14 protein-coding genes are annotated in these 19,229 nt (G+C 59.1%); 11 read left to right on the top strand and 3 right to left on the bottom strand.

All coding sequences use genetic code 11. The features are described 5' to 3' along the window. Positions 1-118: 118 nt before the first annotated feature. Positions 119-1,630: a carbohydrate porin gene (locus R3F64_RS17220; RefSeq protein WP_264827065.1), complete on the bottom strand. Its 1,512-nt coding sequence runs from the start codon at positions 1,628-1,630 to the stop codon at positions 119-121. 391 nt (positions 1,631-2,021) lie between these two features. On the opposite strand from R3F64_RS17220, the gene R3F64_RS17225 reads away from it, so the two are divergent. The 6 genes from R3F64_RS17225 (at position 2,022) to R3F64_RS17250 (ending at position 9,146) form a co-directional block, all read left to right on the top strand. Next, the gene (locus R3F64_RS17225; RefSeq protein ID WP_332612764.1) at positions 2,022-3,293 is read left to right on the top strand and encodes an ABC transporter substrate-binding protein; all 1,272 of its coding nucleotides are present in this window, start codon (positions 2,022-2,024) and stop codon (positions 3,291-3,293) included. Between the two features lie 14 nt (positions 3,294-3,307). Further along, complete coding sequence (locus tag R3F64_RS17230; protein ID WP_085919884.1) at positions 3,308-4,294, top strand: carbohydrate ABC transporter permease; 987 nt, start codon at positions 3,308-3,310, stop codon at positions 4,292-4,294. After that, positions 4,291-5,133 (top strand): carbohydrate ABC transporter permease, encoded by an 843-nt coding sequence (locus R3F64_RS17235; protein ID WP_085919885.1) that lies wholly within the window; start codon positions 4,291-4,293, stop codon positions 5,131-5,133. Before R3F64_RS17230 ends, R3F64_RS17235 begins: the two co-directional genes overlap by 4 nt. 30 nt (positions 5,134-5,163) lie before the next feature. Further along, on the top strand, positions 5,164-6,789 hold the full coding sequence (locus R3F64_RS17240) for an alpha-glucosidase family protein (RefSeq protein ID WP_332612767.1): 1,626 nt from the start codon (positions 5,164-5,166) through the stop codon (positions 6,787-6,789). 63 nt (positions 6,790-6,852) lie between these two features. After that, complete coding sequence (locus R3F64_RS17245) at positions 6,853-7,959, top strand: ABC transporter ATP-binding protein (protein ID WP_264827062.1); 1,107 nt, start codon at positions 6,853-6,855, stop codon at positions 7,957-7,959. 137 nt (positions 7,960-8,096) lie between these two features. After that, a complete protein-coding gene (locus R3F64_RS17250; RefSeq protein WP_254902960.1) occupies positions 8,097-9,146 on the top strand; it encodes a LacI family DNA-binding transcriptional regulator in 1,050 nt (349 codons plus the stop codon). Positions 9,147-9,155: 9 nt separating this feature from the next. Here the strand turns inward: R3F64_RS17250 and gap are convergent, their stop codons facing one another. Continuing rightward, a complete protein-coding gene (gap, locus tag R3F64_RS17255; RefSeq protein ID WP_085919889.1) occupies positions 9,156-10,160 on the bottom strand; it encodes a type I glyceraldehyde-3-phosphate dehydrogenase in 1,005 nt (334 codons plus the stop codon). Positions 10,161-10,442: 282 nt separating this feature from the next. On the opposite strand from gap, the gene pyk reads away from it, so the two are divergent. Beyond that, complete coding sequence (gene pyk / locus R3F64_RS17260) at positions 10,443-11,915, top strand: pyruvate kinase (RefSeq protein ID WP_085919890.1); 1,473 nt, start codon at positions 10,443-10,445, stop codon at positions 11,913-11,915. 22 nt (positions 11,916-11,937) lie between these two features. Beyond that, entirely contained in the window at positions 11,938-12,414 is a 477-nt protein-coding gene (locus R3F64_RS17265) for a methylglyoxal synthase (protein WP_332612772.1), read from the top strand. A 44-nt stretch (positions 12,415-12,458) separates the two neighbouring features. Here R3F64_RS17265 and cra read toward each other — a convergent pair whose 3' ends face one another. Then, complete coding sequence (cra, locus tag R3F64_RS17270; protein ID WP_085919892.1) at positions 12,459-13,460, bottom strand: catabolite repressor/activator; 1,002 nt, start codon at positions 13,458-13,460, stop codon at positions 12,459-12,461. Positions 13,461-13,641: 181 nt separating this feature from the next. On the opposite strand from cra, the gene ptsP reads away from it, so the two are divergent. The 3 genes from ptsP to R3F64_RS17285 are packed head-to-tail and all read left to right on the top strand — an operon-like array spanning position 13,642 to position 19,225. Then, positions 13,642-16,515 carry a phosphoenolpyruvate--protein phosphotransferase gene (ptsP, locus tag R3F64_RS17275; protein WP_332612773.1) on the top strand — a complete coding sequence of 958 codons (2,874 nt, stop codon included), beginning with the start codon at positions 13,642-13,644 and terminating at the stop codon, positions 16,513-16,515. Next, entirely contained in the window at positions 16,515-17,486 is a 972-nt protein-coding gene (pfkB, locus tag R3F64_RS17280) for a 1-phosphofructokinase (protein WP_332612774.1), read from the top strand. The genes ptsP and pfkB overlap by 1 nt, the downstream gene beginning before the upstream one ends. Further along, positions 17,483-19,225 (top strand): PTS fructose-like transporter subunit IIB, encoded by a 1,743-nt coding sequence (locus R3F64_RS17285; protein WP_332612776.1) that lies wholly within the window; start codon positions 17,483-17,485, stop codon positions 19,223-19,225. The genes pfkB and R3F64_RS17285 overlap by 4 nt, the downstream gene beginning before the upstream one ends. Positions 19,226-19,229 lie beyond the last annotated feature (4 nt).

The following is a 19,229-nucleotide window of genomic DNA, read 5'->3' on the forward strand; positions in this document are numbered from 1 at the left end:
TTTTGGATGCAGTCAATTCATAATATTTCTAAAAAACGTAAAAAAGCCCGCGACGTGTCGCGGGCAAACAGAAACGGAGAAACAACAAGCGGCCTGGCCTTCTGCCAGGCTTACTAGCTTAGAACCAGACTTCGCTTTGAATGCCAAAGGCCCATTGGCTGCCGGTAAATTCATCAGAGCCAAACGAATCAGTCGCTGAGTAATCGTTAAGCTCGTCGTCCCAATCACTCCAGGTTGCGAACAGACGAATTTCAGGCCGTTGCCAGAACCCTCCCACTTCGGGTTTAAACGTCGGCGCGATAGTAAACTTGGTGTAGTCCCCATCTACCTCATTGCGGTCAGAATAGCCCTGAGGATCAATATCGATCATCTGGTAGCTGGCTTCGTACTGCATTTCGAAGTTTTCAGTCAGCTCGTTGGCCAAGCGGACGTTGAGCGTGGCCCAGTCATACGAATCGCCTTCTGCAAAACGGTCTTCGCTGGTTTCAGCAAGCACTGAGGGCGCAATACGCCATTTGGGTGCAAGATAGGTAGTCCCATAAAGCGCTAGACGGGTTGAGTTGGCATCATCGGTCAAATCACCGTTGGCGCCGATGTTTTTCGTCTCGGCGCCCAGGCCCTGGCCATGCAGCACCGCCGCTTTATAACTGCCCTCGCCCATGCCGAAGAAGCTGTCGCCATGATAGGCCACCATGGTGTGGAAACCATTTTCGGCAGCTTCCTGCCCGGCGCCGATATCACGGGTGTCGTTATCGGCTGCCGACATGCCGTTGACCATCCACTGCCAGTTACCAAAGTAGTTGTTGGAAGTCAGGATCAGGTTATCGGTATTGCCCTCAAGGCCGGGGTCTTCACTGCTAACCACGTCAAAGTCGGCAAAGCTGCGGCCGTAAATCGACAGGTTGGATTTCCAGTTGTTGGCCAGCTGCATGTCGTAAATACCGCCGCCGGTACCGGCGAGGAAGACCACATCGCTATCCAGCCAGTGGATGTCGAAGTTGTCGCGGTCAAAACGTTTACCGGCCCAGATGGAGGCGTTTTCAAACGCACCGGTAAAGCTCGGTAGATCACTGAATTCGGCATATACCTGACGGACATTGATATCCGACTCGCCGCCAGTCCAGTCATTGCTCGAGGTGGTGCCGTCGGCAATCATGGTGCGGTATAGCGCTTTGGCACCGTTATCGAAACGCATGCGGTAGTTCAGAATCGCTTCGGCATAGGTATCTGGCTCGTTACCCAAGCGACCCACCGCGCCGCCTTCAGGGCCTGCAGGGGTGACGTAAGGGCCACCCTCTGCACTTTTGCCATCTTCACCGATCAACAGGCCCGAGCGCGCGTAGACATTGAATGAAAACCCTTCTTCGCCATCAGCATAGCGCTCTACCCTTGCCAGACGCTCTTCAATTTCAGCATCGCTTTCAATATCGGCGGTTGCGGCGCGCTGCTGTTCAGCCTCGGCGGCACGCTGCTCGGCGGCGACGGCCCGCTGTTCAGCGGCGATAATCCGGGCTTCCAACTCGGCAAGCCGCTCTTCCATGGTGGTATCGGCCATGGCCGCACCGCTGACACCCAGGCTGGCGGCGGCGATGGCAATCGCCAGCGGTGTTTTGAAAGTCATTTTATCCATTGTTTTAAACCCTGTTGTTGTTCGACGCCCCGCCCATCACTGCTTTTTCAATCCGATGCGCATTAAAGCGGTCGCGTTTGAGTCGATCGTTGTAAAGCGTATTTATTCCAACAGTTGGTAAAGCAACTATTGCTACCAACCAAAACGCTGGAACACGTGAAACTTAATCGATTAAGACTTCGTAAACCAACCAGTAATCACTAATTATCGACCAATGTCTAAACACCAGGCAGCGGGTTAGCACAACCTGGATAAATAATTAGACAAAAGTCTCTATTGAACTTGCTGGCAAGAGGCGGCTAACTAGGCGCATCAACTTAATCGTTTAAGTTCAAATTTGACGGGCTTGAACGGTGCGCTACCCGACAACAACAAACGCCGAGGAACCATCATGAAAAAAACGCTTTTAACGACCGCCATTGCACTCGCCAGCGCAACCGGTGGCATCAGTCAGGCCCAGGCGGCTGACCTGACCATTTCATGCGGTGCTGTGGGTGCCGAACTGACGCTTTGTGAAGAAGGCATTGAAGCGTGGGAAGAAAAAACCGGTCATGAGGTCGATGTGGTCTCGACACCCAACTCGTCCACCGAGCGGTTATCGCTTTATCAGCAGATCTTGTCGGCTAATTCCAGCGATATCGATGTGATGCAAATTGACGTTGTCTGGCCGGGCCTGTTGGCCAACCACCTGCTGGATTTGCGCGAAGTGCTGGGTAATGACGTCGCTGCTGGGCATTTCGAGACCATCGTGACCAACAACACCATCGACGACCGGCTGGTCGCCATGCCGTGGTTTACCGACGCGGGCGTGCTCTACTACCGCGAAGATCTGCTCGAAAAACATGGTCATGACGTGCCCAGCACCTGGCAAGAACTTACCGAGACCGCCCGCGAGATCAAACAGGCCGAGCGCGAGGCAGGCAACGACCGCATGCAGGGCTATGTCTTCCAGGGACGCGCCTATGAAGGCTTGACGGTGAACGCCCTTGAATGGGTAGCTAGCCACGGTGGCGGCAACATTGTCGAGGCCGACGGTACTATCAGCATCAATAACCCGCAGGCCGCCGAAGCCCTCGACCTTGCCGCATCGTGGATCGGCGACATCTCGCCCAATGGCGTGCTCAATTACACCGAAGAAGAGGCCCGTGGTGTTTTCCAGAGCGGCAACGCGGTGTTCATGCGTAACTGGCCCTACGCCTGGGCGCTGGCGCAGAGCGAAGACAGCGACGTGCGCGATAAGGTTGGCGTCACCCAGTTACCGGCGGGCGGCGAAGACGGTAAAAGCGCCGCTGGCCTGGGTGGCTGGAACCTGGCGGTATCACGCTACACTGAAAACCCTGAACTGGCCGCCGAGCTCGTCGCCTTTCTGACCAGCGAAGAAGAGCAGAAGCGACGCGCCATTGAAGCCTCTTATAACCCCACTATCGATGCGCTCTACCAGGATGAAGAGGTGCTCGACGCCGTCCCCTTCTTCGGCACCCTTTACGAGACGTTCACCAATGCGGTGGCACGCCCGTCAGCTCCCACCGGTGATGCCTACGGCCGGGTGAGCAACGCCTTCTTTAGCGCTTCACACGAAGTACTGTCAGGCACGAAAGATGGCGCCCAAGCCGTTGAGGACCTGGAAAACGAGCTTCTCCGTTTGAAGCGTCGTAACTGGTAACGCTGGAGAGCCTAATGACGACTTCTCACTCAAGCGCGCCCGATGGGGCGCGCACAGCCGCATTGACGGCGCGGCGCTCTCGCGGCACCAAGGTGCGGCGCCAGCGCGTCAAAGCGGCCTGGTTATTCCTGACGCCCATGCTGGTCGCGCTAGCCCTGGTGGCTGGCTGGCCTTTATTTCGCACCTTCTTTTTAAGTTTTACCGACGCCTCGCTGTCTGACCTGGGCACAGCCAACTTCATCGGCTTTGAAAACTATCTGGTTCACGATAACGGCCGCTGGTTTGGCATCATGGCCGACCCCGTATGGTGGCAGTCGGTATGGAACACCGTCTATTTCTCGGTGGTGTCGGTATCGCTTGAGGTTGTCTTTGGCGTCATCGTCGCGCTGATTCTCAACGCGGAGTTTAAAGGGCGCACCATTGTGCGTGCCGCCGTGCTGATTCCCTGGGCCATCCCCACCATCGTCTCGGCGCAAATGTGGGCATGGATGCTCAACGACCAGTTCGGCATCATCAACCACATGCTGATGGGGATCGGCGTCATCGACAACCCTATTGCCTGGACCGCCAGCGCCACCTACTCGATGTGGGCAGTGATCATGGTCGACGTCTGGAAAACCACTCCGTTTGTCGCCCTGCTGGTGCTTGCTGCGCTGCAGATGCTGCCCAAGGACTGTTACGAGGCCGCCGAGGTCGACGGCATTCATCCAGTGCGGGTGTTTTTCAAGGTAACGCTGCCACTGATAACGCCTGCCTTGATGGTGGCGGTGATTTTCCGTCTGCTCGACGCGCTGCGGGTGTTCGATGTCATCTACGTACTGACCTCGAATTCCACCAGCACCATGTCCATGTCGGTGTATGCACGCCAACAGCTGGTTGAGTTCCAGGACGTCGGTTATGGCAGCGCGGCGTCCACCCTGCTGTTCCTGATTATTGCCTTGGCAACCGTTGCCTACATCTATGCTGGCCGCAAGCAACTACAACTGGGAGGTGAGGCATGAACGCACGTCAGTTGAGTAAAATAGCCAAGCAGATCGGCTTCTGGGCACTAATCGTGCTGATCATGGTTTACGCCGTCTTCCCGTTTTATTACGCCGTGATTACCTCGTTCAAGCCATCGAGCGAGCTGTTCCGTGTCGAGCTATGGCCTTCTTCCTGGCACCTGGGCAACTATGTTCAAGTATTGACCCAAGCCAGCTTTTTACGCGCCATCTTGAACTCCATTGTGGTGGCGACCAGCGTGGTATTTATCGCCCTGTTGCTGGGTATCACGGCCTCTTATGCCCTGGGTCGCGTACGTTTTCGCGGGCGCTCAACGGTATTGCTGGTCATTCTGGGGGTATCGATGTTTCCCCAGGTGGCAGTGCTCTCCGGGCTGTTTGAAGTTATCCGCACGCTCAACCTCTACAACAACCCGGCCGGGCTGATCTTGAGTTACACCATCTTCACCCTGCCCTTCACGGTGTGGGTGCTGACCACCTTCATGAAGCAGCTCCCCATGGAACTTGAAGAAGCCGCCATCATGGATGGCGCCACACCGTGGATCACCATTACCAAGGTGTTTTTACCCCTGATGTGGCCTGCCATGGCGACCACCGGGCTGCTCGCCTTTATTGCCGCGTGGAACGAGTTTCTGTTCGCGCTTACCTTCACCCTGACCGACACCCAGCGCACCGTACCGGTGGCGATCGCCCTGCTGTCCGGCGGCAGCGCCTACGAATTGCCCTGGGGCCCCATCATGGCTGCGTCTGTCGTGGTAACAGTTCCGCTGGTGGTGCTGGTGATCATCTTCCAACGCCGCATCGTCTCTGGACTCACCGCTGGCGCCGTCAAAGGCTAAGGATTTTTAATGTCATCAACGGACTCTCTCATGCAAGATACCCAAGACACAAAAGCCTGGTGGCGCGGCGGCGTTATCTATCAGATTTATCCGCGCAGCTTCATGGACAGCCGCGGTGACGGTATCGGTGATTTACCCGGCGTTACTGAAAAGCTCGACTATGTAGCATCACTCAATGTCGACGGTATCTGGCTATCGCCTTTCTTTACCTCGCCAATGCTCGACTTCGGCTACGACATCAGCAACTACCGCGACGTTGATCCGATGTTCGGCACCCTGGACGACTTCAAGGCGCTGTTGGCCAAAGCGCACAGGCTTGGCCTGAAAGTGATGATCGACCAGGTCATCAGCCATACCTCGGATCAGCATGCCTGGTTTCAGGAAAGCCGTCAGGATCGCACCAACCCCAAGGCCGACTGGTTTGTATGGGCAGACCCCAAGCCAGACGGCACGCCACCCAACAACTGGCTGTCGATTTTTGGCGGGCCGGCATGGACCTTTGAGCCACGCCGCCAGCAGTATTACATGCATAACTTTTTAACCAGCCAGCCGGACGTCAACTTCCATAAACCGGAAGCACGTCAGGCCCAGCTGGATAATATGCGCTTCTGGCTGGAGCTGGGTGTCGATGGCTTCCGCCTGGACACGGTCAACTTTTTCTTCCATGACGCGGCGTTACGCGACAACCCGCCTGTTCCCAAAGGCGAAGCCAAAACCCTGGGCGCCCCGGACAGCAATCCGTATACCTGGCAACGTCATGTTTATGATCTCAGCCGCCCGGAAAATCTCGACTTCCTTAAAGACCTGCGCGCGCTGATGGATGAGTACCCCGGCACCACGACTGTGGGTGAAATTGGCGATGACAATCCGCTGGAGCGCATGGCCGAGTACACCGCAGGCGGCGACAAGCTGCACATGGCTTATACCTTTGACCTGCTCAACAAGCCGCATTCCGCTGCGTATCTACGTGAAGTGATCGAGCGTTTCCAGCGGCTGGCGGGCGATGCCTGGCCGTGCTGGGCCACCTCGAATCACGATGTTGAGCGCAGTGCCTCGCGCTGGGGCGCTGACGAAGACCCAACGGCTTATCCTAAAGTTGCCCTGGCGATGCTGTTTTCACTACGTGGCAGCGTCTGCCTTTACCAGGGCGAAGAGCTTGGCCTTCCCGAAGCCGACGTCCCCTTTGAACGCATTCAGGATCCCTATGGCAAGGTGCTATGGCCCGAGTTCAAGGGCCGCGATGGCTGTCGCACCCCGATGCCCTGGGATGGCTCGCCACAGGCTGGCTTTTCAAACGCTGAGCCATGGCTGCCGATCTCACCACGACATCGCGAGCTTGCCGTCAGTCAGCAACAGGGCGACCCGGCGTCCCCCCTTAATGCCACACGCCAGTTGCTGGCGTTTCGTCGCCAGCACGCTGCGCTGTTTGATGGCAATTTGACGCTGGTCGACGTGGGCGATGAACTGCTGGGCTTTACCCGTCAACACGACGACGAATCCCTGCTGTGCGTTTTCAACCTGACCGGCCAAGCGCAAGAGGTCTCGCTCCCCGTTACGGTGGCCGGCGACCTCAATGGTCATGGCTTCAACTATCAGCGCGACGGCAACCGGCTGAGGCTCCCTGCTTACCAGGCGGCCTTTATGCGCACCGCCTAGACCGTTTTAAACAACAACAGGCCAACCCAGGGCAAAAGTCTTGAGGTTGGCAAGGAGTCACCCATGGCAAGTGTTACGCTTGAAAAAATTAATAAGGTGTTTGGCCGCGACCACATCATCGACGATGTCGACCTTGAAATCGGCGACGGCGAATTCGTCGTTTTCGTCGGCCCATCGGGCTGCGGTAAATCCACCCTGCTACGCCTGATTGCCGGTCTTGAGTCGATTACCGATGGCGATTTACGTATCGACGACACTGTGGTCAACGACTTACCACCACGTGAACGCGGTGTCGGCATGGTCTTCCAGTCCTACGCGCTCTACCCGCATATGTCGGTCTACGAGAACATGGCCTTCGGCCTAAAGCTGGCGAAAAAGACCAAGGAAACTATCGACGACCGCGTGATGGCGACGGCCCGCATCCTGCAGCTGGAGGAGCTACTGCACCGCAAACCCAAGGCGCTTTCCGGTGGACAGCGTCAGCGTGTGGCCATGGGGCGTGCCATGGCCCGGGAGCCACGTATTCTGCTGTTCGATGAGCCGCTTTCCAACCTCGATGCCTCGCTGCGCGTGCAAATGCGCAACGAGATCGCGCGTCTGCATTATCGCCTGGGCTCCACCATGATTTACGTGACCCACGACCAGGTGGAAGCCATGACCCTCGCCGACAAGATCGTGGTGCTCAACGGCGGCCATGTCGAACAGGTGGGCAGCCCTCAAGAGCTTTACCAGCGCCCCGCGACCAAATTCGTTGCCGGGTTCATCGGCTCGCCCACCATGAATTTCATACCTGCCCAACTGCTGGCAAACGATGACAATGGCTGCCGGGTACTCGCTGCTGGAGTCGGCGAACTTGCCTTGCCACAGGATGCAAGGGCGCAGCCGCAAAGTGCCCCGCTCAGTATTGGCGTGCGCCCGGAACACCTCCGCTTGGCAGAACCTTCTGGAGACAATCGCTTCGAAATCGTCAACGTGGAATACCTGGGTAACGAAGTCTACGTATATCTGGACCCAAAAGCAGGGGATACGCTATTGATCCATCGCAGTGAAGCCCCGAGCCAGTGGAAACTGGGGCAGCACGTCGCGCTGGTGCCTGACACCCAGCATGTTCACCTGTTCGACGAGGGCGGTGCCGCCCTGGATTTGCCTGCTCAACGACAGGCCGCTTAATCGGCACAACTTGACCACTCCACTTACTGACCCACGCCGATCGCGACAAGCATTATGAGGCGAGGCTTGTCGGGAGACAGCGTGGGTCGGTATTCTTGAGAATGGACGTCTCATCATTAGTTTGCATAGGAAAACCCGTGACACCACCCCGCCGAATGACGCTCAAGGACCTTGCCCGTGAACTCGGCGTCTCGACTGCCTCCATTTCCAACGCCTTTAACCGGCCGGACCAGCTATCTCCCACCCTACGCGAACGCATCTTGAGTGAGGCGGCCCGTCTGGGCTATAGCGGCCCTGATGCCAAGGCCCGCAGCTTGCGTACCGGACGCTCACGGATCATCGCCGTGGTGCTAGCGGAGAGTCTCACTTACAGCTTGAATGATGCGGTGGCCAGTGAATTTTTATCCGGCGTCGCCGAGGTGCTCGACGCCCATGGGCACACCTTGTTGCTCTTGCCAGGGCGGGGGCACGACTCACAGCCGGCCGGCTCGGCGAATATTGCCGACGGTTTTATCGTCTACGGCTTGATGCCCAACAATCAGCTGTTGAATCGACTACCGGCGCAGCGTCCGATCGTGTCCGTGGACTTTGATGTGGTTGACTGCCCAACGGTGCACATAGACGATAGCGAGGCCAGCTATCACATCGCCTGTCATGCCCTGAAACAACAACCTATGCGCCCGGCCATCATCAACCTACGGTTGACTAAAGAAGCCTGCAACGGTCGCGTGACGCCCGAGCACACCCTGCTGCCCAATACCAGTACGATCAGCCGCGCACGGCTGGAAGGTTTCCATACCGCACTCAGCGAACACGGGGTGGATACACAACAAGTACCGCTGTGGAATATTGAGGAGAATACGTTCGAGGTGTGCGGGCCGGTGTTGGCAGAGTTGCTCGACCAACCTGAGCATCAGCGGCCCGACCTGCTGCTGTGCATGTCGGATCGCATTGCCCTGACGGCGCTGACGTTGGCCGAACAGCGCGGCATTCGGGTGCCTGAAGATCTGAGGATTACCGGGTTTGACGGCATTGCAGAGGGCCAGTACCGCGCTCCTCGTTTAACCACCGTTCGTCAGGATAGCGAAGGCAAGGGACGGGTCGCGGCACAGATGATTCTCGGCCTGTTGCCTGCCGAGCAACAACTGCTGAAAACGGAGCTGTTGCTCGGCGATACCTGCCCCTGATCCGTTGGATTACTTGGCGGCGGCCTGCATGGCTTCTGCGGTATCCAGCATGCGGTTGGAGAAGCCCCACTCGTTGTCGTACCAGGCCATGATTTTCACCAGCCGCCCGTTCACCCGGGTATGGTTGGTATCGAACGTGGACGAGTTGGCGTCGTGGTTGAAATCGATAGACACCAATGGCTGCGCGTTGACCGCCAAGACCGGTGAATTGACAGCCGCTTTTTCAACAACCGCGTTGATCTCTTCTGCAGTGGTGTCACGGCCAGCGGTGAAGGTCAGGTCCACCAGCGAGACGTTGATCACCGGCACCCGAACCGCCAGGCCATCGAATTTCCCCTCAAGCTCTGGCAGCACCTTGCCAACGGCAGCCGCGGCGCCGGTCTTGGTCGGAATCATCGACTGGGTTGCACTGCGCGCCCGGTAGGGGTCAGTGTGATAGACATCCGACAGATTCTGGTCGTTGGTATAGGCATGCACCGTCGTCATCAGGCCATTCTCGATACCCACGGCATCGTTTAACGCCTTGGCAACCGGTGCCAGGCAATTCGTTGTGCAGGAGGCATTCGAGACCACTTTATGGTCGGCGGTGAGCGTCTCTTCATTGACGCCGTAAACAATCATGGCATCGGCATCGGGGCTGGGGGCCGAGATCAATACGCGCTTGGCACCCGCCTCAATATGCTTGGCTGCCGCTTCACGCTTGGTGAATAAGCCGGTGCATTCCATGACGATATCGATATCCATCGACGCCCAGGGCAATTTAGCAGGATCCCGCTCGGAGGAGATCGCGATGCGGTCGCCGTCGACGCTGATGCTTTCCGCGTCATGATCGACAGAATAGGGAAAGTGACCGTGGACGGTGTCATGGCGAAGCAGGTGGGAGTTAAGCGACGGATCGCCCAGGTCGTTGATCGCAACGACCTGCATACGATCACGGTAGCCGTTTTCATAGAGGGCGCGTAGTACGTTACGGCCAATCCGACCGAAACCGTTGATAGCGACTCTTGTTGTCATGGAGCACCTCACCTTTGCAGAGAACGTTTGTAACAAAAATACATAGCTGATTTTTTGCTACATAACCAATTGTATATTTCGTAAAAAATTACTAAAAATACGTAGTTAAGCACCTTATTGGGGTCGTCGGTGTGTCTCAAGCCTCCAAAAAGGCAAACCATCAATCAATATGTAGTAAAATTACTATATAGACGCTATCGTAGTCCACAACTTAATAGCCTGCAATTTCAATATCCAGCGCAGCGCCAACAATAACCAATGGCCGACCCAGGAGAATGTGCAATGACGAGCCAACCCCTCTCGCTCCCCTTACGCCGCACCAAGATCGTGGCCACGCTAGGCCCTGCCAGCGACCGCCCAGGCGTTCTGGAAGCCATGCTTAAAGCGGGCGTCGACGTCGTTCGCCTCAACTTTTCCCATGGCGCTGCCGATGACCACCGGCGGCGTCTCCAGGACGTCCGCGAAATCGCCCAACGACTGGGCCGCAGCGTTGCCGTATTGGGCGACCTCCAGGGACCCAAGATTCGTATTGCCCGCTTCAAGGATGCGGCCATCCACCTCACCCAGGGCCAGCCGTTTATCCTCGACATGGCAATGGAGGCCGATCAGGGCGACCAGGAGCGGGTCGGCTGTGACTACAAATCGCTGATCGATGACGTCACCACCGGCGACCGCCTGCTGCTTGACGACGGCCGCGTGGTACTGGATGTCACCCAAGTGGTTGACCAGGAAGTTCACACCCGAGTTCATGTGGGTGGCAAACTGTCCAACAATAAAGGCATCAACAAGCAAGGCGGCGGTCTTTCCGCCCCAGCGCTCACTGAAAAGGACAAGGCTGACCTGATTACCGCCCTGGATATCGGCGTGGACTATTTGGCGGTTTCCTTCCCGCGTAGTGCTGCCGATATGCAAGAGGCACGCGACCTGCTGGGCGAGGCTGGAAGAGAAATCGGCCTGGTCGCCAAGCTCGAGCGCGCCGAAGCCGTGGCCAACGACGAAACCCTGGATGGCATTATCCTGGCCTCAGAAGCGGTGATGGTAGCCCGCGGCGATCTGGGCGTGGAAATTGGTGACGAAGCGCTGATTGGCACGCAAAAACGCATCATCAAGCATGCCCGCACTCTGAATCGTGCAGTGATTACCGCCACGCAGATGATGGAATCGATGATCGAGTCGCCTCTGCCCACGCGCGCCGAAGTGTTCGACGTGGCCAACGCGGTGCTGGATGCCACCGATGCGGTAATGCTCTCGGCCGAAACCGCCGCGGGCGATTATCCGGTTGAAACCATCGAGGCGATGAACCGCGTCTGCCTGGGCGCCGAGCGCGAGCGCATTGCCCAGGAGTCGAGCCACCGCATTCACGAAGGCTTCGAGCGCATTGACGAGACGATCGCACTATCCGCGATGTATGCAGCCAACCATCTCGAGGGCGTCAGTGTCATCGCCTGCATGACTGCCACCGGCTACACGCCCCTGATTGCGTCGCGCATTCGCTCCAAGCTGCCAATTGTCGGCCTGGCCCATAGCCCCATTGCTCAGCGACGCATGGCGTTGTATCGGGGCGTTGTCTCGATACCGTTCGACACGACCCATATGCAGGCAGAAGACGTCAACGGCGAGGCGCTGAGATTATTAAAAGCCCACGGCTTGGCGGATCCCGGCGAGCATGTCATTCTCACCCGAGGCGACCATATGAACGCCCATGGCGGCACCAACACCATGAAGGTGTTAGCGGTGGCGGCCGAGTCGCAATGATCCTGCTTTGGAGATCCATACCATGAATGATGCGCGCCCTCCTCGTCAGGCGATTCGTACGCTCCAGGCCCGCAAGCGGATTGCGTTGATCGCTCATGACGGCAAGAAAACCGAAATGCTTGAATGGGCGACGCGCTGGAAGGATACGCTGGGCCGCCACGAACTGCTCGGCACCGGCACGACAGCAAAGCGCTTGCACGACGCGCTGGGACTGCCTATCGAAGGGTTGATGAGCGGACCGCTTGGCGGCGACCAACAGATTGGCGCGCGCATCGCCGAGCAGGCGCTCGACGTGCTGATTTTTTTCTGGGACCCGTTCGCTCCCCAGCCCCATGACCCGGATGTCAAAGCGCTGCTTCGCCTTGCGGCACTATGGAACGTCCCGGTGGCATGCAATGCAGCGAGCGCCGACTTTGTCCTTTCCTCGCCTTACCTGGATGAAAGCTACGACATGTCGATTCCCGATGCCAACGCCTGGGCCGCGGCACGCACGGAGTGACTGACCACCGACCGGCTGCTAATGAGTCAGCTCAACCCCTTGGCTCAGGCCCTCATTTGCGCACCGGGATGGCGGGTGCGCAAATGCCTTGCGACCACTTGCTGGCCGCATTGAGGTTCGCCCTCTGTCGCGGCCAAGGCACAGCGCAGCGTCAGCTCAGCGATGCGATCGTAATCCTGCAAGGCTGAATTGACCGGCTGAGGCAAAAAGTCCAGCAGGCGATGATCCCCAAAGGTGGCCAACCGCATCCCTTCCGGCAAACCTCCTCGCTCCAGAAAGACATCAAACGCACCTTCCAACAGCGTATAGGACGCGGTGACCAATGCATCTGCCCCGCCCTCTTCATCCAGTAGCTTGACCGCCAGCCGGGCACCTTCGCTACGCTCATAGTGCGTACCGCTTAGATATAGCGGCGTAATGGACGTGCCCGCAAGCGCTTGTTCGAACCCCGCCCTGCGTTCTCGGCTGATGGAAAGGTCAGGCATCGCTTCCAGCCATGCAACGCGCCGGGTAGCAGGATCAATCACCGAGTGGGTCAGCGCCAGCGATGCTTGGCGGTCGTTACTGACCACACTGGCAAAACGCGCAGGATCCAGCCCCCGGTCCATTCCCACCACGCTCCAGCCCTCTTTTACCAGATCTGCGTAAAACGGATCATCGCTGGCCAGACAACTCGCCGTGATAAGCACTTCACAGCGCTGCGCACGCAGCGCTAGCGCCAGCGCCCGCTCGCTGTCCGGGCAGTCATCGGAGCTCACCACCAGCAGTTGATAGCCGCGTTCGCGAGCGCCCCGCTCTATGCGCTTGGCAAGCCGCGCGTAACTGATGTTTTCCAGATCGGGCACGATCAACCCCAGTAAACGACTCGCTCCCCGGCGCAATGCGGCCGCCTGGGGGTCAATGTGATAGCGGTGCTGGCGAACGACCGACATCACCTTGTCGATGGTCGCCTGGCTAATGCGGCGCTTTTCGGCCTGGCCATTAATCACATAGCTGGCGGTAGTACGTGATACCCCGGCAAGCCGGGCTATATCGGCAAGTGTCATGAATTTCCCCTCTGATTGCCGCCAGTTTAACAGTCGACAGACGCCCATCAGACCAAAGTCTAGGCGCGAACCTCTTGTGTCCTGAAGTGAATCGATTCAGCATAGCCAACTATACACAGATGACACGATTCATCCAGCCCACTTCGGTGCGCTACGACCATGGTTCTACACGGAGACACCTATGCTGACGCTCGGCTCTGATGACATATTGCTGGACTGCCATGCTGACGACTGGCAAGCAGCACTCAACAGCGCTGCCGATGCGCTGGTGGCGGCGGGGTTTGTCGACCCTGATTACCGTGACGGCCTGCTCGACCGGGAAGCTCAATCCTCGACGTTTCTGGGCAATGCCATCGCCATCCCCCACGGCACCCCGGAAAGCCGCCAATACGTCAAGCAAACCGGGGTACGCGTTTTACAATTCCCCCACGGCGTTCAGTGGCACGACGGCCAACAGGTGCACGTACTGGTGACTATCGCCGCGCAAAACGACGAGCACCTCGATATCCTGCGCCAACTGACCCATGTATTGGACCGCGAAGGTGTCGCTGAGCAACTGGCTAACGCCACCTCCGCCGACGACGTGGCGCGCCTGCTTTCCAAGCCAGCCGTGGTGCCACGTCTGGATAACGAAACGCTGTGCGTTAGCTTCCCCGCCAAGGACCTGCAGGAATTGACGCTAGCCGCTGCCGCGCGACTGCGTCAAAGCGGCTGTGTCGATAATACGTTTATTAGTGCCATTGCCTCTGTCGAACCCACCTGGCTGGGGAATGGCCTATGGCTGGCAAGCCACCCTCATGGTGTCGCCCAGCCTGCACTGGGTGTCGCAACCCCGGCAGATACATCACTGAGCCATCAGGAACATCCCGTGCATGCCTTGTTCTGCCTCGCGGCCAGCGGTGAGAGCCATCGTTCGCTGCTTGAGCAATTACTGCCACTCCTTGATCACAGCGAAAGCAAAAGCCTGGTCAATAAAACCAGCGCCCAGTGGCTGGCCGCCTTGGCGGGTGAAACTGCCAGCACACAAACTCAACGTGCCCGCGTGCTGAACCCTCACGGCCTGCACGCCCGCCCGGCCAAGCAACTGGTACAAATTGCCCGCGCCCAGGCGGTGCCGATCAACGTTCGACTGGAAGAAGGCAGTGCCACGCCGGTTTCCGCCGCCAGCTTGACCAAGGTGATTGGCATGGGCGCGAGACGGGGGCAATGGCTCGTGTTTTCTGCCGAGGGCGAGCAGGCAAGCCAGGCACTCGCGGCCGTCAGCGAGGCCGTCGAGTCTGGCCTGGGCGAGAAGGTTGCCCCATTTGATGGCGGCCGGGAAAGCCTCTCTCCCGCCACCGAAAGCACCAAACCCGCCGCCGAGCCGCTGGTTAACGATACGCCACATGCGGGCGTGGCCGCCTCCCCGGGGCTTGCCATTGCACCGGTATTTGTCATTCGCCCGGTAAGCTTTGAATACCCGCAACACGCCGACGACCCCGAACAAGAGGCTGCCCGTCTTCGCGAGGCGCTGAAGGAAGGTGCCACCCAGTTGGAAACACTGGTGCATGACGCGCCGGGCGGTGAAGTCGCCGACATTCTTTCCATGCACGAAGAAATGCTCGACGACCCGGAGCTGCACCAGGCCGCCATTGATGCTATCCGCGAAGGGGCGTCGGCAGAGGCCGGCTGGTGGGAAGCCATCGACACCGCCGCCCACGCCCAGGAAATGCTTGCCGACCGGCTACTGGCCGAACGCGCCGCCGACCTGCGCGACGTGGGCCGCCGAGTCCTTGGCGTGCTGTGTGACGTCAAGCTGCCCGAGCCGCCCGACCATCCGTATATTCTTGTGATGGACGATATTGGCCCGTCTGATGTCGCGCGACTGGATACCTCGCGAGTGCGTGGCCTGCTCACCGTTCGCGGCGGCGCTACAGCGCACAGCGCGATTCTGGCCCGCGCGTTAGGCATTCCGGCGGTTGTCGGTGCCGGTGACGCCGTCATGGCGCTACCTGACGGCGGCATGATGATTCTTGATGGCGAACGCGGACGGGTCACCCACAAGCCTTCGGAAGACCGCCTGCAGCGCGCCGAGCAGCAATTGCTTGACCAGCAGCAGCGCGAAGCCGACGCCTGGGAAACGCGCTTTGAAACGGCTCAAACCCGCGACGGACACCGGGTCGAAGTCGCCGCCAACCTGGGCAACACCGCTCATGCGGAAGACGCCGTTGAACGCGGCGCCGAGGGGGTTGGCCTGCTGCGCACTGAATTCCTGTTCATGGCCCACGCCAGCGCGCCGGACCTGTCCACCCAAATCGATGAATACCGCCAGGCGATTGACGCCCTTGGTGGCCGCCCGCTGGTAGCCCGCACCCTTGATGTCGGCGGCGACAAACCGCTGCCCTACTGGCCGGTGCCTCAAGAAGATAATCCCTTCCTTGGCCTGCGCGGCATTCGCCTGGCGCTGACCCAGCCGGAAGTGCTCGAAACCCAGTTTCGCGCGCTGTTGATGGCCGGCAAAGACAGCCCTTTGCGCATCATGCTGCCGATGGTCAAGGACATCGCCGAGTTCCGCGCCGCCAAGGCGATCTATGATCGGCTGCTGAGCGAAATTTCGCCATCACAACGTGCCACTGACGTGCAGCTCGGCGTGATGATCGAAGTGCCCTCCAGTGCCCTGCTGGCGCCGTCACTGGCCGCCGAGGTGGATTTCTTCTCGGTGGGCACCAACGATTTGACCCAGTACACCCTGGCCATCGACCGTGGCCATCCGGAGCTTTCCGCCCAGGCCGACGGGCTGCATCCCGCGGTACTGCGCTTGATCCAGATGACCGTTGACGCCGCCCATGCCCAGGGCAAATGGGTCGGTGTCTGCGGCGAACTGGCCTCCGACGCCATGGCGGTGCCGGTACTGGTCGGCCTGGGCGTCGATGAACTGTCGGTCAGCGCGCGCCAGATTCCGTTGGTCAAGGCGCGGCTGCGCGAATTTGATCTGGCGGATGCCAAGGCCAGTGCTCAACTGGCGCTGGCTCAGGCCACCAGCGATGACGTGCGCGACGCGCTGGAGGCTCGCTGATGGCTCGCGTGTTATGCATTACGCTCAACCCGGCATTGGACCTGGCGTTCAGCCTTGATCAGCTCATTCCAGGGGCGGTTAACCGCCCCCACAGCGCCCAGCTGGAGGCCGCGGGTAAAGGCGTCAATGTTGCCCGGGTACTGGCAGGGTTAGGCCATGACGTTACCGTGAGCGGTTTTCTGGGCGCTGACAACGACGCGCCTTTCGCGCTGGCCTTTCAGCACGCCGCCTTGCACGATGACTTTGTGCGCGTAGCAGGGGAAACACGCATCAATGCCAAGCTTGCTGAACAAAGCGGCCGGGTCACCGACATCAACGGGCCCGGCACGCCGATCACCTCAAAGGATCTGCAACGCTTAACGGCAAGGGTGGATGCACATTTATATAACGCCACACCGCCTCACGCCGTCGTGGTGGCGGGCAGTTTACCGCCGGGGCTCAGTCTCGATGACTTTCGTGCTTTTCTAAAGCACCTGAAGGCCAGCGGCGTTCCTCTCTGGGTGGATACCAGCGGCGCGGCACTTAACGCCGCCATTGAGGTAAAGCCCACCGCCGTCAAGCCCAACGAACTTGAGCTTGCACACTGGGCCGGTGCGCCGCTTGAAACCAGCCTTGCGCTGACCGAGGCGGTGCGTCGTCTGCATCAGGGCGGCGTGGAACAGGCGCTTGTTTCTGCCGGCGCCGATGGCGTGCTGTGGGTGAATGCCCAGGGCAGCTGGCAGGCAACGCCACCGTCCGTGACCGCCGTCAACACCGTGTGCGCCGGTGATACGCTCGTTGCGGGCATGCTCCACGGCCTGCTCAGCGGCCACGATCCCGAAACAACCCTTCGTTTCGCCACGGCATTATCTGCCGATGCGGTCCGCCATGTGGGCGTGGGTAACCCCCAGGCCGACGACTTCGACTCACTCCAACAACAGACCCGGGTACGGCGTCTTGACGACACCATCACCGAGGGAGCCACGCTATGAATATTATTCTGATTACCGCCTGCCCAAGCGGCATGGCGACCACCTTCCTCGCCGCCAAGCGGCTGGAGCAGGCTGCAAAACGCCAGGGCTGGCACGTTCATGTGGAAATGCACGGTGAGCTGGCGCCGCTTCAGGCGGCCACCGCCGAGCAGATTGCCAATGCCGACCTGATCGTCGTCGCGGCAGATCATGTGCCCGCGCCCGAGCGCTTTGAAGGTAAGCGGCTTTATCAAGCGCCGATTGCCGACGCGCTCCCTGACCCGAGTGGCTTTCTGACCACGGCGAAACGCGATGCGCCGCTTTATCAGGCACCCACCGATGCACCCGCAGCCCGTTCTGCGGCGCCAAGCGCCACTGAAGGACAGAATATTGTCGCCGTGACGGCCTGCCCGACGGGCGTTGCGCACACCTTCATGGCGGCCGAGGCACTCGCAGAAGCCGGCAAAGCCATGGGCCACGCTATCCGCGTGGAAACCCAAGGCTCGGTAGGCGCACAAGATCAGCTGACGGATAAAGAGATCGCTGATGCTGATGTGGTCGTGCTGGCCTGCGACATCGACGTTGACCCTGCCCGCTTTGCGGGCAAGCGCATTTACCGCACTTCCACCGGCAGTGCCTTGAAAAAACCGCGCCCCACATTGGAAGCTGCCCTCGCTCACGCCAGCATTGAAGACGGCAACCAGCCCAGTGCCAGCAGTGAAGGCAAAAGCGTCAAAGAGAAAGGGGTTTACAAGCACCTGCTGACCGGTGTGTCGTTCATGCTGCCGATGGTGGTCGCGGGTGGCTTGCTGATCGCACTGTCGTTTGTGTTCGGTATCAACGCCGCCGAGGAAGAAGGCTCACTGGCCGCCGCGCTGATGAAAATCGGCGGCGGCACCGCCTTCGCGCTGATGATTCCGGTACTCGCCGGTTATATTGCCTACTCGATTGCCGACCGCCCCGGTATCGCGCCGGGCATGATTGGCGGCATGCTGGCAGCCGATATAGGCTCCGGCTTTATCGGCGGTATTCTGGCCGGTTTCTTGGCCGGTTACGTCGCCCTGGCGGTTACCCGCTACGTTAAACTGCCTTCGAGCATCGAATCGCTGAAGCCGATCCTGATTATTCCACTCATCGCCAGCCTGGTGACTGGCCTGGTAATGATCTATATCGTCGGCGAGCCGGTGGCGGGCATTCTTACCGCGCTGACCAGCTTCCTTGAAAACATGGGCTCCACCAACGCCGTGCTGCTGGGCATTCTGCTGGGCGCCATGATGTGTTTCGACCTGGGTGGCCCGGTCAACAAAGCCGCATATACCTTTGGCGTCGGACTTCTGGCCTCGGAAACCTATGGTCCCATGGCGGCGATCATGGCCGCTGGCATGGTACCTGCCATCGGCATGGGCATTGCCAGTCTGGTGGCACGCAATAAATTTTCCGCGCCCGAGCGCGAGGCAGGCAAGGCATCGTTTGTACTCGGCATGTGCTTTATCAGCGAAGGGGCGATTCCGTTTGCCGCCAAAGATCCGCTGCGGGTAATCCCTGCTTGCATGCTGGGCGGTGCCGTTACCGGCGCACTTTCCATGCTGGTAGGCGCTAAACTGATGGCCCCCCACGGCGGCATTTTTGTCCTGCTGATCCCCAATGCCATTACCCCCGTGCTGCTCTACCTGAGCGCGATTGTGGTCGGCTCGCTGATTACCGGTCTGAGCTATGCCATGATCAAACGGGGCGCTACTCAAGTGGCCATTGCCAGCTAAACAA

This window comes from Halomonas sp. 5021, assembly GCF_036663435.1.
Classification (GTDB): domain Bacteria; phylum Pseudomonadota; class Gammaproteobacteria; order Pseudomonadales; family Halomonadaceae; genus Vreelandella; species Vreelandella janggokensis.